A 23,573-nucleotide genomic window follows, 5' to 3' on the forward strand; every position below is an offset into this window, starting at 1 on the left:
CCCCACCGCACAACCACGCCGCACCGCAGCATTCCCCCCGCGCAAACCGCGCCCACGCACTCGCTTTTATCGCCGCCCGATCACAGTTCCACCCGCATGTTGCGCTGCGGCGTGTGTACTCCATACCCGTTCGTACAGTCGATCGGCCAGCGCCGCCGACCCGCGCGCACGACCGGAGAGACACCATGTCGCCACTGAACCCACGCCGCCTGTTCGGCGCTCCGCTGCTGCTGGCCTGCCTGTTGCTCGCCAGCGCATTGCCCGCATCCGCCGACGACTACAGCAAGACCCGCTACCCGGTGGTGCTGGTCCACGGCCTGTTCGGCTTCGACGCGATCGGCGGCGTCTACGACTACTGGTTCGGCATCCCGCAAGCGCTGCGCTCCGGCGGCGCCAAGGTCTACGTCGCCCAGGTGACCGCGGCCAATTCCAACGAAGTGCGCGGCGAGGAACTGATCGATCAGCTGGAAACCCTGCAGGCGCTGCACGGCTACACCCGCTTCAATCTGATCGGCCACAGCCAGGGCGGTCCGACCGCGCGCTATGTCGCCGCGGTGCGTCCGGACCTGGTCGCCTCGATGACTTCGGTCGGCTCGCCCCACGCCGGCAGCAAGGTCGCCGATTTCGTCGGCGCGGTGTTGCCCGACGGCTCGCCGCTGCGGCCGCTGGTGGCGGCCTTCGTCAACGCCTTCGCCGACTTGATCGGGCTGCTGTCGGGCAGCAACAACTCCCAGGATTCGCTGGCCGCGTTGAAGGCGCTCGACAGCGCCGGCGCGGCGCGCTTCAACGCGCGTTATCCGCAAGGCAAGCCGACCAGCGCCTGCGGCGCGGGCGCGGCCAAGGTCGGCGGCGTCGCTTATTACTCCTTCGGCGGCACTTCCAACTCGACCAACTTCTTCGACGGCTCGGATCTGGCGATGATCGCCGGCGGCGTGTTGTTCGGCGGCGAAGCCAACGACGGATTGGTCGGCCGCTGCTCCTCGCATTGGGGCCAGGTGATCCGCGACGACTACGATTGGAACCACCTCGACGAGGTCAACCAGATCGCCGGGTTGCGCGGCGTGTTCAGCGCCAATCCCACCAGCGTCTACCGCGCTCAGGCCAACCGCCTCAAGAACGCGGGTCTGTAATCGATGCGTCGAATCGCGACGGCCCTGACGATGGCCTGTGTTGCGTTGATGGCGGTGGCGGCGATCTTCGCCGCCGGCTCCTGGTTCGCGCGTCAGTCGCCCGGGGCGATACCGGTGGTCAGCAGCGGCGCGGCGGTGCCGATCTCCGATCCGGAGCTGGGCGCGGATCGCGCCACCACGGCGAGCGCGGCGACCCTGGAGGCGGTCGCCGACTCGCTGCGCGATACCGAAGTCGACGGCATCATCCGCCTGGACGCGCGCGGGCAGCCGCTGCCGGATCGCGAGTTGCGCCGCCTGTTCGATTACTTCCTCGCCCGCAGCGGCGAGCGCAGCACCGAGGAGATTCGTTCGGCCCTGCGCAGCCATCTGCAGACGCGCGTGCCGACCCAGGCCTTGGCCACCGCGCTGGCCTGGTTCGATGCGTATCTGATGCTGGAATACGACTCGGCCGCCATCGCCCGCAGCGACCGCGACAGCGCGCAGGCGTTCGCGCGCGTGCGCGCCCTGCGCCGCGAGCGGTTGGGCGCGGCGCTGGCGGATGCCTGGTACGCCGAGGAAGAGCGCGACATCGAACTGGCCGGCGCGCGCCGGCGTTTGTTGGCCGAGCGCGGTCTGAGCGAGGAAGAACGTCAGCGGCGCCTGCGCGAACTGGATGCGTTGCAGCCGCAACGCGCCGAGCTGCAAGCGCAGACCGCGCAACTGGACGGCGCGTTGCGGCAGAACCGCGAGTTCGAGCGCGCCGGCACCGACCCGGCCGCGCGTTACGCCGCGCGCGAGGCGCAGTACGGCGCGTCGGCGGCGCAGCGTTTGGCCGAACTGGATCGCAACCGCGAGCAGTGGCGGCTGCGTCTACGCAGCTACGCCGCGCAGCGGCAACAAGTGCTGGCCGACCAGGCGCTCAGCCAGGAACAGCGGCGGCAACGCCTGAACGCGCTATTGGCGCGGTTCGACGCCAACGAGCAGCGGCGGGTCGATGCGCTGACCCGCAACGGCATGCTGCCGGGGCAGTGACCGCCGCTGTGGTCGCGGCGCCGCTACCGGCCTGGGCTCAGAAAAAATCCCGATTGAACTGCACCGGGTAACGCCCGTGCGCGGTGTTGGCGACGACGTCGAAGCGCAGGGTTTCCGGCGGCGAGATCGTGGCCGTGCCGACGTAGTCCAGCAGCTCGCCGTCGCGCATCGGCCGCATTGCGATCTGCTGTTTTCGGCCGAGCAGATCGCTGACCGTCACTTGCACCTGGTCCGCGCTCAGCGCCACCGACGTCGCGTCGTCGCCCTTGCGCAGCGACAGCACGATCAGCACGGTGCGGGCGTCGCGCGGCGCGCCGTAACGCTGCACGATCTGCGCTGGCAGCTTGTCGGTCTGGATCGCGCTGACGGTCATCGTCACATCGCCCGACCGCTTGGTCTCCGGGCCGGCGGCGTTGGCCGCGTGCTGCGGCGGTGTCGAGGACTCGCGTCCGCAGCCGGCCAGCAGCGCCGTCGCCAATGCGGCTGCGGCGACCGTTCGCGCCAGCGCACTCATTCGTTGGCCGCCGACAACTGCCGGCCGCGCTCGGTCGCCGCGGTAATCGCGCGATCGACCAGTGCGCGGAAACCGCCGGCTTCGAAGGTTTCGATCGCCGCCTGGGTGGTGCCGCCGGGCGAGGTGACCCGCGCGCGCAACACCTCGGCCGGATCCTCGCCGTCGGTCAGCATGCGCGCCGCGCCGAGCAAGGTCTGGCGGACCAAGGCATTGGCCGCATCCGGCGCCAGGCCCTGGGCCACGCCGGCCTGCTGCATCGCCTCGGCGAGCAGGAACACGTACGCCGGGCCGCTGCCGGACACCGCGGTGACCGCGTCCATCTGTGCTTCCTCATCGATGCGCACAGTCGGGCCGACCGCCGACAACAGCTCAGCCGCCTGCTCGAAGCGCGGCTGCGCTGCGGCGTTGGCGTACAGACCGGTGACGCCGGCGCCGAGCAGCGCCGGCGTGTTCGGCATCGCCCGCACCACCGCGGCGTCGCCGCCGAGCCAGCGGTCCAGTTGCGCGGCGGTGATGCCGGCGGCGATGGAGATCGCCAGCGGCCGCTGCGCGCGCGCTTGCGCGGCCAGCGACTCGCACACCGGACGCATCACCTGCGGCTTGACCGCCAGCAACCACACCGACGCGCCTTCGGCCGCGGCCGAAGCGTTGTCGAAACAGGTCACCCCGAAATCGTTCGCCAACGCATCGCGCAGCGCCGGCACCGGCTCGGCGACCCGGATCGAGGCCGGCGCCAAGCCGCGCGCGACCAAGCCGCCGATCAGGCTGCGGGCCATGTTGCCGCCGCCGATGAAGGCGATGGAGCCGGAGGGGAGCGCGTTGGATGGGGGCATGGTGAGCCTGGTAAGCGGAATGAGGCGGTATCCGGTCAGGATAACAGCCGAGTAAGTGGGCTTCGCCGCGGCAACTGCGCCCTGCTTCGGCTGTTCCCCCCTTTGAAAAAGGGGGGCTAGGGGGATTTGCTCTTGCTCCGCCGAATGTCCGGCGACCTGCGCGCAATCCCCCGGCGCGCCAACATCGCCGCATCACCATCGATCCCAGGCGCCAGCCCCCTTTTGCAAAGGGGGCGAATTTCCGACTCGTTGCTCCTGCCGTTCCCCCCTTTGAAAAAGGGGGGCTAGGGGGGATTTGCTCTTGCTCCGCCGAATGTCCGGCGACCTGCGCGCAATCCCCCGGCGCGCCAACATCGCCGCATCACCATCGACCTCAGGCGCCAGCCCCCTTTTGCAAAGGGGGCGAATTTCCGACTCGCTGCTCCTGCCGTTCCCCCCTTTTAAAAAGGGGGGCTAGGGGGGATTTGCTCTTGCTCCGCCGAATGTCCGGCGACCTGCGCGCAATCCCCCGGCGCGCCAACATCGCCGCATCACCATCTATCCCAGGCGCCAGCCCCCTTTTGCAAAGGGGGCGAATTTCCGACCCGCTGCTCCTGCCGTTCCCCCCTTTGAAAAAGGGGGGCTAGGGGGGATTTGCTCTTGCTCCGCCGAATATCCGGCGACCTGCCCGCAATCCCCCGGCGCCCCAACATCGCCGCATCACCATCGATCCCAGGCGCCAGCCCCCTTTTGCAAAGGGGGCGAGTTTCCAACTCGCTGCTCCTGCCGTTCCCCCCTTTGAAAAAGGGGGGCTAGGGGGGGATTTGCTCTTGCTCCGCCGAATGTCCGGCGACCTGCCCGCAATCCCCCGGCGCGCCAACATCGCCGCATCACCATCGATCCCAGGCGCCAGCCCCCTTTTGCAAAGGGGGCGAGCTAACGTCTCTTGCCGAACAATGCCGTCCCCACCCGCACCATCGTCGCCCCCTCCGCCACCGCCACCACAAAATCGTCGCTCATCCCCATCGACAACGTATCCACCCCAACGCCATACCGCGCCGCCAGCGCATCGAACAACGCCTTGGCCCGCCGGAACGCCGGCCGCCTCAGTTCCGGATCGGCATGCGGCGTCGGAATCACCATCAGCCCGCGCAGCCGCAGCGCCGGTTCGGCGACGATCGCCTCGGCCAGCGCCGGCGCATCCTCGGGCGAGCAACCGTGCTTGCTGGCCTCATCGTCGATGTTGACCTGAATCAACACGTTCAACGGCGCCCGCGTCCCGCGATGCCGCGCCAGCGCGGCCACCAGCTTGGCCCGGTCCACGGTTTGCACCCAATCGAACAACGCCGCCGCCTCGGCGGCCTTGTTCGACTGCAGGTGACCGATCAAATGCCACTCCAGGCAGTGCCCGGCCGCGGCGGTGGTGGCCATCGCCGCATGCTTGGCCATCGCCTCCTGGACGTAGTTCTCGCCGAACGCCGTTTGCCCTTGTAAGGCCAGATTCGCGACCGCGGTCTCATCTTGGGTCTTACTGACCGCAAGCAATCGAGGTACCGGCCTGTCGGCGTCATGCGCCGCGCGTTGCAACTGATGCAAGATGTCGTGCAGGACGTGCTCGTGCACGTGGGGGAATCCTGTGATGAGGGGGCTGGATCGGGCGTGCCGTCCGGGGGCTATACTGCCTCTTGGGGGTGGTTTGGTTCCAGCTTTACGGTTGCAATCAAGCCGAACCGGGCACGGCCCGAACGGCTGGCTTTCACGGACCCGGTGACGGGTTCACGCAGTGCGGGGAGCACGCATGGATATCGCCGAACTTCTGGCGTTTTCGGTAAAGAACAAAGCATCCGACTTGCACCTGTCGGCGGGTCTGCCGCCGATGATCCGGGTCGACGGCGACGTGCGCCGGATCAATATTCCGGCCCTGGACCACAAACAGGTCCATGCGCTGGTCTACGACATCATGTCGGACAAGCAGCGCCGCGACTTCGAAGAATTCCTCGAGGTCGACTTCTCCTTCGAGATCCCCGGCCTGGCGCGCTTCCGCGTCAACGCCTTCAACCAGAACCGCGGCGCCGGCGCCGTGTTCCGTACCATTCCCTCCGAAGTGCTGTCGCTGGAAGACCTGGGCTGTCCGCCGATCTTCCGCCAGCTCATCGAACAGCCGCAGGGCCTGATCCTGGTCACCGGCCCGACCGGTTCGGGCAAGTCGACCACGCTGGCGGCGATGATCGACCACATCAACAAGAACGAGTACGCGCACATCCTTTCGGTCGAAGACCCGATCGAATTCGTGCACACCTCGCAGAAGTGCCTGATCAACCAGCGCGAAGTCCACCGCGACACCCACGGCTTCAACGAGGCCCTGCGTTCGGCGCTGCGCGAAGACCCCGACTACATCCTGGTCGGCGAGTTGCGCGACCTGGAAACCATCCGCCTGGCGCTGACCGCGGCGGAAACCGGCCACTTGGTGTTCGGCACCCTGCACACCTCCTCGGCGGCCAAGACCGTCGACCGCATCATCGACGTGTTCCCCGCCGGCGAAAAACCGATGGTGCGCTCGATGCTGTCCGAATCGCTGCGCGCGGTGATCTCGCAAGCGCTGCTGAAGAAAGTCGGCGGCGGCCGTACCGCGGCGTGGGAAATCATGGTCGGCATCCCGGCCATCCGAAACCTGATCCGCGAAGACAAGGTCGCGCAGATGTACTCGGCCATTCAGACCGGCCAGAACTTCGGCATGATGACCCTGGACCAGCACCTGCAGGACTTGGTCAAGCGCGGCCTGATCCTGCGCCCGCAGGCCAAGGAATACGCCAAGGACAAGCGGCTGTTCGAATGACCGCTCGCGGCGGCGCGTTCGCGCGCGCCGCCGTCCGGCCCGTTCGCCTCCGCGAGCACGACGCAGCACGCAGTGCGCACCATTCCCCCGGCTACTACATCGCCGCTTTAGACCTCCCGAGGAGGTAGCCCCATGAACACGCCCGCCCCGACCAACCCGACCACCGCCTCCGGTGCGATCGACTTCACCTCCTTCCTCAAGCTGATGGCGCACCAGCGCGCCTCGGACTTGTTCATCACCTCGGGCATGCCCCCGTCGATGAAGGTCCACGGCAAGATCTCGCCGATCACGCAGAACCCGCTGACTCCGCAGCAGAGTCGCGACCTCGTGCTCAACGTGATGAACCCGCAGCAGCGCGAAGAGTTCGAAAAGACCCACGAATGCAACTTCGCCATCGGCGTGACCGGCGTCGGCCGCTTCCGCGTGAGCTGCTTCTACCAGCGCAACCAGGTCGGCATGGTCCTGCGCCGGATCGAAACCAAGATCCCGACCGTCGAAGAACTGAACCTGCCGCCGGTCATCAAGACCCTGGCGATGACCAAGCGCGGCATCATCATCTTCGTCGGCGCCACCGGTACGGGTAAGTCGACCTCGCTGGCGGCGATGATCGGCTACCGCAACCAGAACTCGACCGGCCACATCATCACCATCGAAGACCCGATCGAATTCGTCCACCGCCACGAAGGCTGCATCATCACCCAGCGCGAAGTCGGCATCGACACCGACAGCTGGGAAAACGCCCTCAAGAACACCCTGCGCCAAGCGCCGGACGTGATCATGATCGGCGAAGTGCGCACCCGCGAAGGCATGGACCACGCCATCGCCTTCGCCGAAACCGGCCACCTGGTGCTGTGCACCCTGCACGCCAACAACGCCAACCAGGCGATGGACCGCATCATCAACTTCTTCCCCGAAGACCGTCGCAGCCAGTTGCTGATGGACTTGTCGCTCAACCTCAAGGGCGTGGTCGCCCAGCAGCTGATCCCGACGCCGGACGGCAAGGGTCGCCGCGTCGCCATGGAAATCCTGCTCGGCACCCCGCTGGCGCAGGACTACATCCGCGATGGTGAAGTGCACAAGCTCAAGGAACTGATGAAGGATTCCGTGCAGCTCGGCATGAAGACCTTCGATCAGGCCTTGTTCGAGCTGTATCAGGCCGGCGAGATCAGCTACGAAGACGCGCTGCGTTATGCGGACTCGCAGAATGAGGTGCGCTTGAGGATCAAGTTGGCGCAGGGTGGCGATGCGCGGACCTTGTCGCAGGGGTTGGATGGGGTTGAGGTGGCTGAGGTGCGGTGAGCGCGCTGAGTCGCCGAAATATATCGAGAGAGCCGGCTTCGCGCCGGCTTTCCCGTCTTTAGGGTTTGCGGATTAGATCTGCAAAAAATGCATGTCAGGGTTGAACTGAGCGTGTTGAAAATGGAGTTGTCATGACTGGACGTATCTGGGTTGCCGCGATCTTGGCCATCTGTGGAATAGGGAATGTCGGCGCGCAAACCGCCGAGGTCAATTTCGAGCGGATTCGGCCGAACATCGAGTTCGTGAATTTCGATGGCATTGGCAATCCCCACAAAGACGGGGATTCGGCTTGTCTGGCTTTGCAGAACGCTAGAAATGCGGCGCCAGGAATCACCGATTACCGTAACGCCAAGTTTCTCAATAAGCCGAACTACGGTGAAGGTTGTGAGGTCGATATTTACGACCGCCAAACGGGCGTGCACAACGGTCGACACCACTATCAGAATTGGGCGTTCAGTCGTCGCGTTTGCCCGAATGGCTACAGCGGCGTCCACTACACCGATTTCAACAACAGCAATCCGCACTGCCTGCGGTCATATGTTGTAGTCAAGCCTTCGACCTGTCCCAGCTGTGTCGTGGGCAATCCGGTCGATGTCATGTCGACTGACAAGACGTTACCGGTATCCGATTTCGAGTCCATCGATGGGCTTGGATTCGTACGCCATTATCGATCCGCACGGCGCAGCACCTACGGCTACCCTTCGGCGCTGGGGAACGGCTGGTACGCGGAACACACTCAGTCGTTGAATATCAACGATGCTTCAGGAGGGATGTTCGCTCCAATCATCCAGATCGTTATGCCCAACGGCGATCCGTTGATGTTCTTGAAAGACGCGACCTCGGGCCTGTGGGTGGCCGAGAAAGATCAGCTCAACAATGCCCTTTCCGAAGTGGTTCTCGCGAATGGTCAGCCCGGTTATCGGCTTTCGTTGAAGGATAACGAAGTCGAATGGTTCTCCCGGGATGGCCGGTTATTGAGCATCGAGCGCTCGGATGGCACCAGCCTGACCTATGCCTATGGTGAGTTCGGCTTACTTCAGACCGTTACCAATCATAAAGGTCGGTTTCTGACATTCCGTTATCGCGCCGATAGGCGGATCGACCGAGTGGAGGATTCCGCGGGGCGTTTCGTCTCTTATTCCTACGACAGCCAGGGTTTGTTGCAGATCGCGGACTATGGAGATCACCAGGAGCGTTACGTCTATCAGTCCGCTGGAAACAATAATTCACTGCTCACCCGAGTGGAGGACGGTCAAGGCAATCTGATCACGGCGTACACCTATGGCGATGAGCGTCCTTACACGACCGAGCGCGCCGGCGGGCAGAACAAATACATCATCGACTCCGGTACTAACTACTGGACCAAAATTGTAGTAACCGAGCCCAATGGGGCTGTCTCGCATCACCACTTTCGCTTTGTGCTTGGGCGTAGGGTCTTGGACAAGATCGAGCAGGTCTGCACGGATTGCGTCCCGGTCAACAAAACCTACGCCTACGACACCAATCTCAATCCGATCGAGGAAGTGGTCGGCAGCAGCAAGACCTGCCGTAACTATGATCCGGCCCGCAATCTGGAGCTGAGGAGAGTGGAAGGGGCCAGCGCGTCCTTCGATTGCGCCACCATGACCGGCGGCAGCTTCGTTCGCAGCACCGTAACCCAATGGCACCCGACGCTGCGCAAGCCGGTTCAGCGCGAAGTGTCCGACGCCACGGGCAATCCTGTCGCCCGATACAACTGGACTTACAACGAGCGCGGCCAAGTGCTCCTGTCCAGCCAAACCGATCCATCGCGTCCAGCCGGCGATCCGCTGGCCACCCGCGCCACGACTTCAAGCTATTGCACGCAGGCTGACGTCGCCAACGGAATCTGCCCGTTGCCGGCTTTGTTGCGCTCTATCGATGGCGCCCGTACCGACATTGCCGATACCACCTCTTACAACTACTACACCAGCGAAGGCGCTACCTGCGCGTCTTCGCCCTCGACCTGCACCCACCGCAAGGGCGACTTGTGGAAGGTCACCAACGCCCTGGGCCAGGTGGTCCGAGAGCACCTGCGTTACGACGGCGCCGGCAGACTGCTGTCGAGCAAAGACATCAACGGTGTGGTGACCGACTTGGAGTACAGCCCGCACGGCTGGCTGACCGCGACCAAGGTGCGCGGAACAAACGCGGCGACCGAGACGGACGACGCCATCACCACTTACGAGTACGACCCGGTCGGACAAGTAAAGAAGGTGATCCAGCCCGACGGCGCATTCGTCCGCTACGAATACGATGCCGCCCGCCGACTGGTCGATATCTTCGACTCTGCCGGCAACCAGATCCATTACACCCTCGACGGCGCCGGCAACCGCACCAAGGAAGACACCAAGGACGCCAACGGCGCGTTGAAGCGCACCTTGTCGCGCATCTACAACCAGATTGGTCAGTTGAAGACGTCCAAGACCGCCGAAGGCCACCCGACGGGCTACGCGTACGACAACGCCGGCAACGGCGACACCGTTACCGACGCCCTCGGCCGCATCACCGACAGCGACTACGACCCGCTCAACCGCCTCGCCAAGACCTTGCAGGACGTCGGCGGCATCAACGCCAAGACCGAGTTCAAGTACGACGCGTTGGATCGTCTGGTCACGGTCAAAGACCCGAAGAACCTGGACACCGGTTATGGCTACAACGGCTTCGGCGATCAAGTGCGTCTGACCAGCCCGGACACCGGCGAGTCGACCTTCACCTACGACAGCGCGGGCAATCGCAAGACTGAAACCGATGCGCGGCTGATCACCCGCACCTACAGCTATGACGCGCTCAACCGCATCACCGGCATCGTCTATCCGACGACCAGCCTCAACGTCGCTTACACCTACGATGCCGTGCCCACGGTCTGTGCCGCCGACGAAGTCTTCGCCAAGGGGCGTCTGTCGCTGATGACCGATGCTAGCGGCAGCACTCAGTACTGCTATGACCGCTTTGGTCGTACCACGCGCAAGGTGCAGGCCACCAATGGCAAGGTGTTTGTGGTGCGTTATGCCTACACGCTGGCGGGGCAGCTGAGCGGCATCATCTATCCCGATGGCGCGGTGGCGACCTATCAGCGCGATGCGCAGGGCCGTATTACCCGCATTGACACTCAGCGCGCCGCTCCGGGTGCCGCGTCTGAAACGCTGTTGAGTCAGACTACGTATCACCCCTTTGGTGCTGTCGCGGGCTGGGTGTACGGCAATGGCCGCACCATGTCGAGGTCGGTGGACTTGGATTATCGGCCCACCGCGGTGAACGATCCTGCTGCGGGAGGCCTGTCGTTTGGGCTCGGATACGACGCCGTCGGCAATATCAACAAGCTGACGCCGGCGAGCGCGACCAATGCGTTGCTGGCTTACGACTACGATGCGCTCAATCGTTTGACCCATCTGCGTGATGGGCCGACACAAGTGGCGATTGATAGTTATACGTACGATGCAACGGGAAATCGGTTGAGCTTCGCGAATAGTGCTGGCACGCAGGTCTATACCTATCCTGCTAATAGTCATCGCCTCGCTCAGGTCGGATCCAGCAATTCGCGTAGTTACGATGCCAGCGGCAACTCTCTTCAGATCGGAGATAAGGCCTTTACTTACAACGATGCTGGGCGCAGTGCCGAAGTTAAGCTAGGGGCGACATCGGTGCAGAGCTATGCATACAACGGGCGCGGACAGCAAGTTCGAAAGTCTAATGCCGGCTCAGACCGCCATGTCGTTTATGACGAGTCGGGTCGCTGGTTGGGCGAGTACGGCAACGACGGAAAAGCAATTCAGCAGGTCGTTTGGATGAATGCAGTTCCGGTTGGGCTGCTGGTCGGTGCTGATGTCAGTCAGGCGCTCTACTACCTTGAGGTAGATCAGCTAACTGCACCGCGAGTAGTCATTGATCCTCGTCGTGATGTAGCGGTATGGAACTGGGATCTGAAAGGTGAGGCCTTTGGCAGCTCTTCGCCTGACCAGGATCCGGATCAGGATGGTAGTGCATTCCTATTTGATATGCGCTTTCCGGGGCAGCGTTATGATGCCTATAGTGGTCTCAACTATAACTATTTCCGGAACTACGATTCGATCGTTGGCAGATATAGTCAAAGCGATCCTATAGGTTTGAAAGGTGGGCTCGGTACCTATGTCTACGCTAATTCAGCCCCTCTTTCGGTCTGGGATTTTTATGGGCTAAGCCCAACTTTGGGCGAAGGATATGTGACTGGAGAAGATGTTCTCGGCTGGGTGGCGTGCAACAGAGGAAGGCTCGTTCCTATCTACGACGACAGTAATATTGGTTGGGCTTATGGAGAGTGCCCCGGTCCGATAAGGGACTGTGTCGTCGTTCATGAGCAGTCGCATATTGATACCGCTCGAGGAGTCTCAAAATCTATTTGCACTGAGAATTTTTGGGAGCCGAACTATTGGAATGTGCGATATCTTGGTGATGATGACTTGGCTCAAAGGATGTCTAGCGAATTCTCGGCTCATGCGGCCCAACTACGCTGCCTGGCAGCGAAGCTTAGGCAGCTTGATCAATGCGACGAAAAGTGCAGGCGGGTGATCTTGAGGGCCATTCGTGATACGGCAAGAAATATTCCTTCAATTGCTGCGGGAACATACGGAAAGAACTGAGGGCGCCTGCTGTGAATTCCTATATGTCTCGTGTCTTTGTGTTGGCGTTGATATTTCTCATTTCGTCGTGTTCGAATAAAAAGAGTGAGTCCGGTGAGATCTGGGTGAAGGGGCGCGGAGTCACCAGTTCGTTCGAATTATTCAAAGATGGAACCTACAGGGCATCTGATAACTGCGACATCTGCCCTAAGCAAGAGGTCGGAGGGGTATGGCAGAGGGAGGGGGAGCGCCTGACACTGAAAAAATCGGATGGCTCGATAGCTCAGGTGCTTGTGGAGACGACGTATCGGGGGTGTAACGGTCTCGTTCCTTTGGATGACTTGCCGAAGCTGAACAAGATGTTTCCGACCGATGTTTACTTTCGATGGCGCGATCAGTGTGCCCGGAAGCTCTAATCCGAGAGATTTAGGAGCCAGCTTTCTTTTTGGATCTGAGGTCTGGGCAATGTAGACGGTAGTTCGATCAAGTATTGCGAGTCTTTGCGACGTCGGAAAGTCTTGTGGCGCACTCGTTTTTGCTCGATTTTGTTAGTGGGATACGGTCTGGTTACGAGTCTGTACGGCGACAGCGGAACGTGCAGTCGCATTGCCGAGATTTCGGACTGCGGCCGTCGCGAACGTGGCGACGGCCGCAAGGCGCAACTACTGTGGAACCGATGCCAGCGTGCGCTCGATCTGTCCTGCCCATAAACGGAACACGCGAGCCAAGGCGCGGCGGCGTGATTGTTCGGACTTGCGGACGGGTGGGGCGCTGGCGGGATCGACGGGATCGATGGTGTGAGCGATGCCCACTAACTCATTGTGGAACGCCTGTAGTTCCAGGTAGGCGTCGATGGGTAGTTCGATGGTGCTCGCGCGCGGGGCGGTCGGGGTTTTGCGGGGCATAGCGGCTCTCCTTTCCATGGATGCATGGCCCGCGCTGCGCGATGTCGCAGGCGGGATGTCGGGAGGCTAAGAACCGCACACAGACGGCGGGCGTATTCCCCTTGCGGGTGTTGTATTAGCCGCCCTCCCGACGCTGAGAAGCGCCGAACTTGCGCCCAAACTACGGGCGCAAAAAAACCACCAAGTTTTCGGAGGTGGTGCCGCTGTGTGAAGGAGTTCTTAGGCTCCGGCAGTAAGACTGCTCCGCGAACTACGGCGTGTCAACGGCATTCGCAGTAAATGATTTAATAGCCGCCATGAGGCACTTACACGGTGGAAAATGCGGACAATATTGGGCAGCGGGCGATAAGCCAGTTGCGGTGACGCATGGCTAACGTATTAATCCTCGGTCCCCGCGCTCCGGCAGCGCTGGAACTCGCGCGACACTTCAATCACGCGGCCTGGTCCGTGCACGTCGCCGACAGTGTGCCGTGCCGCTTGACCGCGTGGTCGCGTTCGGTCGGACACGCGCATCGCTTGCCACCGCCACGTTCGCAGCCGTCGGGCTTCGTTTCAGCGTTGGCGCGGATCGCGAAAACTGAGCGGATCGATTTGATCGTACCGACCTGTGAGGAGGTATTCGCGCTCTCGCGGTATCGCCAAGCGCTACCAGCGTCGGTGCGGGTGTTGGCGGACGATTTCGACAAGCTCAAGGCGCTGCACAGCAAGCGGCAGTTTCTGGAGTTGGCGCGGGATTGCGGGGCGGTGGTGCCCGAGAGTCTGGCGGTGACTTCGTTGGAGCAGGCGCGCGTTTGGGCGGACGGCCGGCCGCTGGTGTTGAAGCCCGAGTTCTCCCGGTTCGGAGTGCATGTGCGTTTGTATCCGAACGGGATGCCCGCGGATGCGCCGCCGTTGGGGCTGGATCAGACGTGGGTGGCGCAGCGCTTCTGCGTCGGCACGGAGTTGTGTTCTTACAGCATCGCCGACGGCGGACGTTTGCTGGCGCATTCGGTGTACAGGCCGGCATATCGGCTCTATCGCAGTTCGAGTTTCTATTTCGAACCGCAGCCGACGCCGGCGATTCGCGAGTTCGTCGAGCGTTTCGTGGGCAAGATCGGGTTCACCGGACAGATTTCGTTCGATTGGATCGTTGGTGAGGACGGTTCGGCGACGGTGTTGGAGTGCAATCCGCGGGCGACCAGTGGGGTGCATTTGTTCGCGCCGGGCGATGGGTTGCCGGCGGCGTTGATGGGGCAGGCGTCGCGATGTATTGAGCCGGCGTCGGGACGGGCGAAGATGTTGGCGCCGGTGATGTTGAGCGCGGGTTGGTTGCAGGCGCTGCGGCAGGGGCGGGCGAGGCAGTGGTGGCGCGATATGCGGCGGGCGGACGATGTGTTGTCGGCCGCCGGGGATCGCTTGCCGCCGCTGGGTGGGCTCGCCGATATGGTTGCGTTCGCGGGTATCGCGTTGCGGCGCGGTTGCAGCTTGCGCGAGGCGGCTACGCGGGATATCGAGTGGGACGGCGAGGAGTGGCCGGAGTTGTGAATCCGTCCGCGCGCATCGAGGCCGAGTTCGCACAGTGCGTGGAGGCGTTCGCGCGTATCCATATGGGCGCGGATTCGCGCGAGTTGGTGGCCAATCTTGCGACGCGGGCGGAGGTCGTCGACGACGGCGAGCGCCGATACCCGGTCAGCGTCGACGATGGCGATGCGGCGGGCAATGCCTGGGTGTGTTCGCCGCGCACCACGTATGGCGATTACGCCATCGAGGAAGCCGTGCGCTATGCGCCTTCGGTGGTCGCCCCGTTGTTGCGCGCTACTGGGAAGGGTCTGGACGGCTTGTTACGCCGTGCCGGTATCGACCGCGCCGTGGCGATCAATAACTGGTGGCTGTCCACCAATCTGTATCCGCGTTGGCGCGAGCGCAGTGTGGCCCGGCTTCTGGACCGGGCCTTGCAGCGCTGGCCGACGCATGCGGTTTGGCTGCGTTCGCTCAATCATTCTCAGCATTCGAACTGGTTGGCCGAGTGCGAGGCGCTGGGGTTCACATTGATCCCCTCGCGGCAGGTGTATTTGTTCGGCGATGTTGCCGAGTCGGCGCGGCAACGGCATAACCTGCGTACGGATCTCAAGCTGTCGGGCAAGCAGCCGCGGCGTGTTCGCGATGGCGACATCGGCCCGGACGATTACGCGCGCATCGCTTGGCTGTACGGGCGCCTGTACATGGATAAGTACTCGGGTTGCAATCCGCGCTATACCGAGCGTTTTCTGCGCGAGTGGCATCGCGCGGGGCTGCTGCGCTTCGATGGATTTCGCGATGAGGCGGGGAAACTGCTGTGTGTGGCCGGGGTGTTCGGCTTCGGTGGTACGCTGACCACGCCCATCGTCGGTTACGACACCGATCAGCCGCAGCGCATGGGGCTGTATCGATTGCTGACCGCAACCACCTTCGAGCGTGCTATCGCCGAGGGCCAGGCGATCAACTTCAGCGCGGGCGCGGCCGAATTCAAGCGCTTGCGCGGCGGGGTTCCGAGCATCGAGTACAGTGCGGTTTATGCTAAGCATTTGCCGCGAGCTACCCAGCGTGCGCTGGGGGCGTTGTCGGCGATCACGCGCGGGGTCGGTGTTCCGATCATGCGCAAGTATGGTTTGTGAAAGAAGGCGGCACCGGAGGGGCGACATGGAAGATCCAACGACCGCGAGTATTTCCCCAGGCGATGTTTATGAGGATGCCTTCTGCCATCCGTGCCTCTGCTTTGGTATCGACGACGCGGGTTTTGTCTGGGGCGTCTCGCTTATCGACGGCAGCTATCCGCGAACGACCGATCCGCATGGCAGTGGGATTCGCCGTTTGACGATTGAGCAAGCCTGGGAATGGAAGCAGCGCGGACCCGAGTCGATGGCTCAGGCCTGGAAGACGGAGCACGGGTTGGAGGACTAGCCGATGAATGAAGCCGTCCACATTCGCGCTTCCAATGGATGGCATCCATCCCATGCTTCGCGCTGGTTCGCGGTGCTGTGTTCGGCACGGTTGCGCGCCGCGCCGGTAGGCGTGACGGTGCTGGATCGTCCGATCGTGCTCGCTCGCACTAAGGCCGGCTATGCGTTCGCATTGGAAGACCGTTGCCCGCATCGTCATGCGCCGCTGTCGGCGGGCTTGGCTACAGGCGAGGGTATCGCTTGCCCTTATCACGGCTGGCGCTTCGATCCGCAAGGTCGGTTGTGCGCAATCCCGGGTATGCCGCCCGAATGCGTGTTGCCGAAGGTTCGCGTTCGCGCTGCGGCGGTGCGCGAGCACGATGGTTTGATCTGGCTGCGCCTGGATGGCGTCGACGAAGGCGATTTGCCGGTGATGGTGCTACGCAATCCGGCTGGGTCGCGGCGCTTTCTGTGGCAGACCGAATGGCGCGCGCACGTGGTCGATGCGGTCGAGAATTTTCTCGATCCGATGCATACGCATTGGATTCATCCGGGGCTGGTGCGGCGTGGCGGTGTGCGCGATGCGGTGACGGCGTGTTTTGAGTCAACCGAAGCCGGTTTCAACGTCTTGTATCGAGGCCAACCGCAACAGTCCGGGCTGCTTTACCGCTTGTTCGAATCCCCCCGGGAAAGCGAACGCGCGATCTTCGACGCGCCCGGCAGCGCTCAGATCGAGTACCGCTATGCCAACGGCGGGGTGGTGCGTATCAGTCTGCATTTCACGCCGCAGTCGGCCGAATGCACGGCGGTGTTCGCCACCCTGCACGTTGAGAATCGATGGGCGCCGGCGTGGTTGGTGCGGGCGGTGGTGTGGCCGTTTCTTAAGCGCGTCAACGATCAGGATGCGCGGATGTTGGGGTTGCAGGCCGACAATCTTCGACGGTTTCCGGGTGTGCGTGGGGCGTCGACTCAGCTCGATTTGGTTCGGCCCTGGGTCGAGGCGTTCTGGGAGACCGGGGCCGCGCCCGCGGAGGTGCGGGCGCGAGAGGTTGAGTTGTTGTTGTGAGGTGTGCGGATCAGGAGTGCTGAAAAGCAGCGCTGCGCGGGATGGGAAGGGCAAGATCAAAATGGATTCCGGCTTTCGCCGGAATGACGGTAGGTGGGTTTTCGCGTCGCCGCTTGTGTGGTCGGTCTGCGTTGGCGGGAAAAGGCCAAGTCAAAATGGGTTCCGGCTTTCGCCGGAATGACGGGGTGGGGGTGTGCGGGGCGGTGGCGACGATCAGTTGGCGCGGTCTTTCTGGTCCACTTCGATCGATATCGTCCGTCCGTCTTCACCCAGTTGGAAATCGGCCCAGCGACGCGGCATTGCGCGGACTTGGTTGGCGCGCATCGCCTTTGCGAGGTCTTCGGAAGTCGTGGTCGGATAGGTGTTGGCGCGGCCGATCTTGGTCCACACGCCTTGTTCGCGGGTGTAGACGTAGCAGCCCGAACCCCAGCGTTCGGCGTTGCACAGCAGGTAGTCGGCTTGGCCGTCGTTGTCCAGGTCCGGCGTCATCAGCACGCAGTCCGAATCGGCGTTGAGGCACTCGGGCGTTTCCAGTTTGCGGTCGAGCACGCCTTGCAGCCACGCTGAGTCGGGTGCGGCGACGCCGGTCGCGGGCTTGATCCGCTTCAGCGCTTCGGCGGCGGTGCGCGCTTGCTGGTCGCGTTTGTCTTCCTGGCGGTATTCCCAGGAGTTTTCCATCTTCAGTACCCGCTCGATGTGCGCGCGCCGCTGGGCGTCGAGTTTCGGGTCGGCCTTCATCGCCACCAGCGCCTGGTATCCGCGTCGGCCGGTGTCGAAACGCAGGTGGGTCAGGTCGAAGCGGCCGGTTTCGGTGCGGCCGTCGCGCAGCCGCGCGAGTTGGTCGTTGACGCTGAGGCGGTGCGGGTCGAGCAGCCACGAGTTCGCCAGCACCGCCAGCAGCAGAATCCCGAGCGATACGCCGACGTTGACGCGCTTGAGGTCGTGCAGCCAGCCGGCGCGCGGGCGCAATGCGGCGACGGCGTAACCGACGGCGTAAGCGGACAGCGCCAGCGAGGCCAGCACCGCCCAGAAGCGTTCGGTGGTCCAGCCGTATTGGCCGATGCGCAGGCTCAGTGCGTACAGGCCCAGGCCGGCGTAGATCGGCAGGCTCAGCAAGGCGGCGTCGACCACGCGGCGCAGCCAGCTCGGGTACGGAGGTGCGTCGTCGCCGTCTTGATAGACGGCGTTGACGAACAGCACCGTCACCGCGATCAGGCTCATCAGGATCAAGGTCGCCGAGCGCGTGCTCCACAGCGCGTCCAGGCCGGTGAACGGCAGGCTGACCACGAACAGCAGCGCGATCAGCGCGACCAGCGGCAGCAGGCCCTTGAAGATCGCGAACAGGATTTGCCGCGCCACTTGCACCGGTTTCTGTTGGGTGCGGCCGACCAGCACGCCCAGGCCGATCATGATCCCGGTGGCCAGGTGGATGAAGCTGCGGGTGCCGAACAGGTCGGCGAAGAAGCCGATGCCGATCAGCTTGAACAGCACCGCGCACAGGCCGAGCACCGCCCAGCAGATGCCGACGAAGACGGCGGTCAGGATCAGGGTGAGCGCGTTCTGCCAGCCGTGTTCGAACAGCGCGGTGTAGGGGGCGCGCCAGCGGCCGCTGTCGAGTCGGCATTGCAGGTAGGGCAGGGCGACGAACAGGGCGATGGCCAGGCTGGCGCCGAACGGCCACAGCACCGCGCTCTGCTTGATGTGCGGCGCGCCGGTGGCGCTCCAGCCGGCCCATAGCGCCAGCAGCAGGTAGATCGCGCCGACGCCGAGGGTGCCGGTCCAGAAGCGGGCGTCGTTCAGGCGTTGCACCGACAGCAGCATCACTGTCGGCACCGACAAGGCGATTACGTATGAGCACACTTCCAGGCCCGAGCCGTCGGGGGCGGCGATGCGGATCAGGTACAGCAGCAGGCCTTGCAGCAGGGCGACCAGGACGATGAAGGAGCGGGTCGCGTGGGAGAGCGAGGCGGGTGCGGGTTGCGGGGTGGGGCTCATGCGGTTCCTTGGCCTGGGCCTGTAGTGGATCGAGGCGCGGTTGCGATGCAGCGGCGCTGGTGCGGAAGGATACCCACGTATCTTGGGAGCAGGCAGATCTGCTCCCTCTCCCGCTTGCGGGAGAGGGTTGGGGTGAGGGGGGGAGCGTCTTAGGCGCGAATGCTTTCGCCCAGAAAGTTACGCGATCTGACGTGCCCTCACCCCAACCCCTCTCCCGCAAGCGGGAGAGGGGCTCAGTTGCGCTATTTGGCTGCGGGCTTCGTGGGCTTTTTCGCGGCGCTCGCAGCGGTCCGCTGCCAATACGGCTTGAGCTTCTCGATCCGCTTGTACGCCGGACAGGTCTCGCGATGCGCACCCGGCAAATAGCTCAAGCTCATCAAGAACTCGTTGGTGATCTCGCCACCAGTAAAACGGAAGGTGCGCTTGAACAACTTGATCCAATCGGCTTTAACCCGCGGCTTCCCGTCCAGCAACACATGCGCATCCAGCCATTGCGCAAACCCGCCGTGGCTGACGCGCAACTGCTGAATCACCTGAGCGTTATGGATAGCCGCATCGACCTTGAGCCGATTGCGGATGATCCCTGCGTCTTCAAGCAAACGCAGACGATCGGCCTCGCCGTAACCCGCGACGGTGTCGACATCGAACCCGCCGTAGGCACGGCGAAAGCCCTCGCGCTTGCGCAGGATGGTTTCCCAGCTCAAACCGGCCTGATTGATTTCCAGGATCAGCCGCTCGAACAGATCCGCTTCGTCGCGCTGCGGAAACCCATACTCGGTGTCGTGATAGCGGCCGTGAACGGGATGGCCCGGGGCGATGTCGCAGTAACCGGACATACGGTCCTCATGAGATAGACGGTCGGATCGGATTGTCGGCGGCGCGGGGGCGGGAAGCCAGCGCAGTCTCCTCGTCCCCGATGCGGCTCTCAGGCCCGAGGCGATCAAGGCGCTGAGCCCTTTTGCCTGCGCCGGTCCCAATTTGTGGCCACAAGACGGCGGTGAAGTTGGCCGGAACCGACCCGATTCGGCGTACCGCCACCCCGGCCACCGCCCGGTCCGGGCGCCCCAGCCCGGCCTGAACCTGCGGCGGTCCGCCCGTTTTCGCGACCCGCAGCCGCGCCCGGCACGCTAGAATGGCGCCATGCAAGTGACGCCCACGCCCCTCGCCAGTCAGGTTCTGATCGCGCTGCCTTCGCTGGCCGACACCAATTTTTCGCGCAGCGTCGCGCTGATCTGTCAGCACGACGACGACGGCGCGATGGGGATCGTGGTCAACCGGCCGTCGGAATACACCCTAGGCGAGGTCTTCGGCCAGATGGGCGTGGACGGCGGCGACGATGCGCTGCGCGCCCAGATCGTGCTCGCCGGCGGCCCGGTTCATCCCGAGCGCGGCTTCGTGCTGCACGACGGCGGCACCCGCTGGGATTCGACCCTGGTGATCGGCTCGGCGCTGTACCTGACCACCTCGCGCGACATCCTGGAGGCCATGGCCAAGGGCGAAGGCCCGGACAACGCCATCGTCGCGCTGGGTTGCGCGGGTTGGGGTTCGGGGCAGTTGGAACACGAGATCACCGAAAACGATTGGTTGACCGCGCCGGCCGACGCCGAGTTGCTGTTCGAGCTGCCGCTGGACGTGCGCTGGCATGCCGCGGCCGGCCGCATCGGCGTGGATTTCGCCCACCTGGCCGATTACGCCGGACACGCATGAGCACTGGCGCTTCCGATTCGATCCGACGCGACGGCACCGTCCTCGGATTCGATGTCGGTGCGCGCCGGATCGGCGTGGCCGTGGGCAGCGCGTTCGGCCATGGCGCGCGCGCGCTGGCGGTGATCGACGTGCACGGCGCCGGCCCGGATTGGGGCGCGATCGACCGTGTGTATAAGGAATGGCGCCCGGACGGTTTGATCGTCGGCGACCCGATGACTTTGGAAGGCGGCGACCAGCCTGCGCGCTTGCGCGCCCACGCCTTCGCGCGGCAGCTGCGCGCGCGCTACAAATTGCCGGTGGTGTTGGTCGATGAGCGTTCCAGCTCGATCGAAGCCGCACACCGTTTCGCCGCCGACCGCGCGGAAGGGCGCAAGCGCCGCCGCGACGCCGAGGCGCTGGACGCGGTGGCCGCGGCGGTGATCGTCGAGCGCTGGCTCGCCGCGCCCGACGATGCCACCGACATCGATCACATTTCGCATCCTTGAAGCGCCGCACATCATGACGACCCACGTTTCCGCCGCCGGCGGTTCGCGCCACCTGCTGAGCCTGCGCGAGGCTTCGCGCGAATCGCTCGAAGCCCTGCTGATCCGCGCCCAGGCCTTCGCCGAGGGCCATTACGACGCCCGCGCGCTGGCCGGCACCGCGGTGTGCACCTTGTTCTTCGAACCGTCCACGCGCACGCGCCTGAGCTTTCAGCTGGCCGCGCAGCAACTGGGCGCGCACGTGCTCAACTTCGACGCGTCCACGTCCTCGACCAGCAAGGGCGAGACCGCGCTGGACACGCTCAAGAACATCGAAGCGATGGGCGTGCGCGGTTTCGTGATCCGCCATCGCGAAGACGGCGCGGTCGCCGCGCTGGCCGCGCAGGCGCGCGCCGGCACCTGTCTGGTCAACGCCGGCGACGGGCGCAGCGCGCATCCCACGCAGGGGCTGCTCGACATGCTGACCTTGCGTCAGGCCAAGGGCGTGGATTTCTCCGGCTTGCGCGTGGCGATGATCGGCGACGTCAAGCATTCGCGGGTGGCGCGTTCGGACTTGCAGGCTTTGCGCGCGCTCGGCGCGGGCGAGATCCGGGTCTGCGGCCCGGCCTCGTTGTTGCCCGATGACGGCACGCTGGACGGTTGCGTCGTCACCCAGGATTTCGACGCGGCGCTGGACGGCGTGGACGCGGTGATGATGCTGCGTCTGCAGCGCGAGCGCATGGAAGAAGGTCTGGTGGCTTCGCTCGACGATTACCACCGCGATTACGGTTTGACCGTGGCGCGGCTCAAGCGCGCGGCGAGCGACGCGGTGGTGATGCATCCCGGTCCGATGAACCGCGGCGTGGAGATCACCGATGAGGTCGCCGACGGTCCGCAGTCGTTGATCCTGACTCAGGTCGCCAACGGCGTGGCCGTGCGCATGGCGGTGCTGGAGACCTTGCTCAAGGGTTGAGGCGGCGGCCCGATCCTTTATCGGCTGCGCTGTTGGGCGCGGCTGTTTTCATCGCTTTATTTGGAATTCGACATGATCGTGAAAGACAGCAACGGCACTGCGCTCGCCGATGGCGACTCGGTGTTGGTGATCAAGGACCTCAAGGTCAAGGGCACTTCGGTGACGCTCAAGCGCGGCACCTTGTGCAAGAACATTCGCTTGACCGACGACGAAGAGTTGATCGAGTGCAATGTCGAGAAGGTGAAGGGGTTGGTGTTGCGCACGGAGTTTTTGAAGAAAGCTTGAGGGCAAGAGCAAATCCCCCTTAATCCCCCTTTTTCAAAGGGGGAGAGCTTCGGGTGGGTTGCTCGCGGGCTGGGCGATCATCGTTTCGGGCGCAGCAAACCAACCACCACGCCAGCGTCTCCCCCTTTGAAAAAGGGGGATTAAGGGGGATTTGCTTTTAGCTCCGCAGCCCTCAAAGCCGCTGCGCGAACACCCAACTCCACAGCTCCGGCGTCGCATAGGCCCGATCCCAAGAGTCGTGGCCGACCCCAGCGAACTCGGTGTAACGCGCATCGCGCGCACCCGCACGCTTGAGCGCGGCAGCCATATCGCGCGACTGCGTCACCGGCACCGCATCGTCGCGGTCGCCGTGGAAGATCCAGACCGGCGTGTGCTTCAACCGCGCAGCCGCATCGTCGAACGCATCCCCGCCGGGCTTCACATCGCGCACGTACAGATCGCCGATGGCGGCCGGCGCGGTGATGCCGCCGCACACCGGCACCAGCGCGGCGAAGCGTCCGGGCTGCATCAACGCCAGTTCGTAGACGCCGTAGCCGCCGCGCGACAGGCCGGTCAGCGCGATCCGTTTAGGGTCGCCGGCGAACTCGCGCGTGGCCGCATCCAGCGCGGCCAGGGCCATGCGCGCGGTGTCGCCGGTCCACGACGCGTCGGCGGGCGACTGCGGGAAGACGGCGATGGCGGGAAATTGATCGGGGATGGTGCGGATATGCGGAGCCAGGCCGACCGCGAGTTGTCGCCGATTGTCGTCGCCGCGTTCGCCCGAGCCGTGCAGGAACAGCACCACCGGCGGATGCTCGCCGCCGGCGCTGCGTGCGGGCACGAACACCTGATAACGGTGGCGCGCGCCGTCGGCGGCGGTGAGTTCGCGTTCGAGGAAACGGCCGTGTTGGCGTGAGTCGGTCATGGCGGCGGAGGACGGAGCGGAAGCGGTAGGCGTGCCGGCGCAGGCGGAAAGCGTGGCGATCGAGGCGAGCAGCAAGGTGGCGAACAGGGCGTGGAGCGGACGACCGGGCATGAGCGTCTCCGGAACGGGCTGCCGGCATCATTGGCCGATGGCGGCGCCGGA

At 64.1% G+C, this 23,573-nt stretch carries 20 protein-coding genes; 13 read left to right on the plus strand and 7 right to left on the minus strand.

Features of this window, described 5'->3' with window-relative positions:
• Positions 1-185: 185 nt before the first annotated feature.
• The gene (locus V7787_RS17515; RefSeq protein ID WP_336088789.1) at positions 186-1,130 is read left to right on the plus strand and encodes a lipase family alpha/beta hydrolase; all 945 of its coding nucleotides are present in this window, start codon (positions 186-188) and stop codon (positions 1,128-1,130) included.
• Between the two features lie 3 nt (positions 1,131-1,133).
• Complete coding sequence (locus tag V7787_RS17520; RefSeq protein WP_336088790.1) at positions 1,134-2,141, plus strand: lipase secretion chaperone; 1,008 nt, start codon at positions 1,134-1,136, stop codon at positions 2,139-2,141.
• Between the two features lie 37 nt (positions 2,142-2,178).
• Here the strand turns inward: V7787_RS17520 and V7787_RS17525 are convergent, their stop codons facing one another.
• From V7787_RS17525 to V7787_RS17535, 3 genes are all read right to left on the minus strand, one after another.
• The gene (locus V7787_RS17525) at positions 2,179-2,655 is read right to left on the minus strand and encodes a DUF4426 domain-containing protein (protein WP_336088791.1); all 477 of its coding nucleotides are present in this window, start codon (positions 2,653-2,655) and stop codon (positions 2,179-2,181) included.
• The gene (proC, locus tag V7787_RS17530; protein WP_336088792.1) at positions 2,652-3,488 is read right to left on the minus strand and encodes a pyrroline-5-carboxylate reductase; all 837 of its coding nucleotides are present in this window, start codon (positions 3,486-3,488) and stop codon (positions 2,652-2,654) included. The genes V7787_RS17525 and proC overlap by 4 nt, the downstream gene beginning before the upstream one ends.
• Positions 3,489-4,403: 915 nt before the next feature.
• Entirely contained in the window at positions 4,404-5,090 is a 687-nt protein-coding gene (locus V7787_RS17535) for a YggS family pyridoxal phosphate-dependent enzyme (RefSeq protein WP_336088793.1), read from the minus strand.
• A gap of 175 nt (positions 5,091-5,265) precedes the next feature.
• On the opposite strand from V7787_RS17535, the gene V7787_RS17540 reads away from it, so the two are divergent.
• From V7787_RS17540 to V7787_RS17550, 3 genes are all read left to right on the plus strand, one after another.
• Positions 5,266-6,303 carry a type IV pilus twitching motility protein PilT gene (locus V7787_RS17540; RefSeq protein WP_336088794.1) on the plus strand — a complete coding sequence of 346 codons (1,038 nt, stop codon included), beginning with the start codon at positions 5,266-5,268 and terminating at the stop codon, positions 6,301-6,303.
• 177 nt (positions 6,304-6,480) lie between these two features.
• On the plus strand, positions 6,481-7,602 hold the full coding sequence (locus V7787_RS17545; protein WP_336088841.1) for a PilT/PilU family type 4a pilus ATPase: 1,122 nt from the start codon (positions 6,481-6,483) through the stop codon (positions 7,600-7,602).
• Between the two features lie 131 nt (positions 7,603-7,733).
• Entirely contained in the window at positions 7,734-12,239 is a 4,506-nt protein-coding gene (locus V7787_RS17550) for an RHS repeat-associated core domain-containing protein (protein WP_336088795.1), read from the plus strand.
• 641 nt (positions 12,240-12,880) lie between these two features.
• On the opposite strand, the gene V7787_RS17555 is transcribed toward V7787_RS17550, so the two are convergent.
• Positions 12,881-13,123: an XAC0095 family protein gene (locus tag V7787_RS17555; RefSeq protein ID WP_336088796.1), complete on the minus strand. Its 243-nt coding sequence runs from the start codon at positions 13,121-13,123 to the stop codon at positions 12,881-12,883.
• A gap of 558 nt (positions 13,124-13,681) precedes the next feature.
• On the opposite strand from V7787_RS17555, the gene V7787_RS17560 reads away from it, so the two are divergent.
• Genes V7787_RS17560 through V7787_RS17575 form a run of 4 tightly spaced genes read left to right on the plus strand, consistent with a single transcriptional unit; the run spans position 13,682 to position 17,086 of the window.
• Complete coding sequence (locus V7787_RS17560; protein WP_336088797.1) at positions 13,682-14,647, plus strand: ATP-grasp domain-containing protein; 966 nt, start codon at positions 13,682-13,684, stop codon at positions 14,645-14,647.
• Positions 14,644-15,756 carry a hypothetical protein gene (locus tag V7787_RS17565; RefSeq protein ID WP_336088798.1) on the plus strand — a complete coding sequence of 371 codons (1,113 nt, stop codon included), beginning with the start codon at positions 14,644-14,646 and terminating at the stop codon, positions 15,754-15,756. The genes V7787_RS17560 and V7787_RS17565 overlap by 4 nt, the downstream gene beginning before the upstream one ends.
• A gap of 25 nt (positions 15,757-15,781) precedes the next feature.
• Entirely contained in the window at positions 15,782-16,042 is a 261-nt protein-coding gene (locus V7787_RS17570) for a hypothetical protein (protein ID WP_336088799.1), read from the plus strand.
• A gap of 3 nt (positions 16,043-16,045) precedes the next feature.
• A complete protein-coding gene (locus V7787_RS17575; protein WP_336088800.1) occupies positions 16,046-17,086 on the plus strand; it encodes a Rieske 2Fe-2S domain-containing protein in 1,041 nt (346 codons plus the stop codon).
• A gap of 213 nt (positions 17,087-17,299) precedes the next feature.
• Here V7787_RS17575 and V7787_RS17580 read toward each other — a convergent pair whose 3' ends face one another.
• Both V7787_RS17580 and V7787_RS17585 read right to left on the minus strand, forming a co-directional pair.
• The gene (locus V7787_RS17580; protein WP_336088801.1) at positions 17,300-19,081 is read right to left on the minus strand and encodes a DUF4153 domain-containing protein; all 1,782 of its coding nucleotides are present in this window, start codon (positions 19,079-19,081) and stop codon (positions 17,300-17,302) included.
• A gap of 242 nt (positions 19,082-19,323) precedes the next feature.
• Positions 19,324-20,025 (minus strand): DNA-3-methyladenine glycosylase I, encoded by a 702-nt coding sequence (locus V7787_RS17585; RefSeq protein ID WP_336088802.1) that lies wholly within the window; start codon positions 20,023-20,025, stop codon positions 19,324-19,326.
• A 196-nt stretch (positions 20,026-20,221) separates the two neighbouring features.
• Between V7787_RS17585 and V7787_RS17590 the strand changes: the two genes are divergently transcribed.
• The 4 genes from V7787_RS17590 to V7787_RS17605 all read left to right on the plus strand — a co-directional run bounded on the left by V7787_RS17590 (position 20,222) and on the right by V7787_RS17605 (position 22,507).
• The gene (locus V7787_RS17590) at positions 20,222-20,788 is read left to right on the plus strand and encodes a YqgE/AlgH family protein (RefSeq protein ID WP_336088803.1); all 567 of its coding nucleotides are present in this window, start codon (positions 20,222-20,224) and stop codon (positions 20,786-20,788) included.
• The gene (gene ruvX / locus V7787_RS17595; RefSeq protein WP_336088804.1) at positions 20,785-21,273 is read left to right on the plus strand and encodes a Holliday junction resolvase RuvX; all 489 of its coding nucleotides are present in this window, start codon (positions 20,785-20,787) and stop codon (positions 21,271-21,273) included. Before V7787_RS17590 ends, ruvX begins: the two co-directional genes overlap by 4 nt.
• A 13-nt stretch (positions 21,274-21,286) precedes the next feature.
• Complete coding sequence (locus V7787_RS17600) at positions 21,287-22,222, plus strand: aspartate carbamoyltransferase catalytic subunit (RefSeq protein WP_336088805.1); 936 nt, start codon at positions 21,287-21,289, stop codon at positions 22,220-22,222.
• A gap of 72 nt (positions 22,223-22,294) precedes the next feature.
• Positions 22,295-22,507, plus strand: a complete 213-nt coding sequence (locus V7787_RS17605; protein ID WP_055903378.1) for an alkylphosphonate utilization protein — start codon at positions 22,295-22,297, stop codon at positions 22,505-22,507.
• A 172-nt stretch (positions 22,508-22,679) separates the two neighbouring features.
• Here the strand turns inward: V7787_RS17605 and V7787_RS17610 are convergent, their stop codons facing one another.
• Positions 22,680-23,522, minus strand: a complete 843-nt coding sequence (locus V7787_RS17610) for a prolyl oligopeptidase family serine peptidase (protein ID WP_336088806.1) — start codon at positions 23,520-23,522, stop codon at positions 22,680-22,682.
• Between the last annotated feature and the right edge of the window lie 51 nt (positions 23,523-23,573).

The sequence above is a fragment of the Pseudomonas sp. CGJS7 genome (assembly GCF_036961695.1).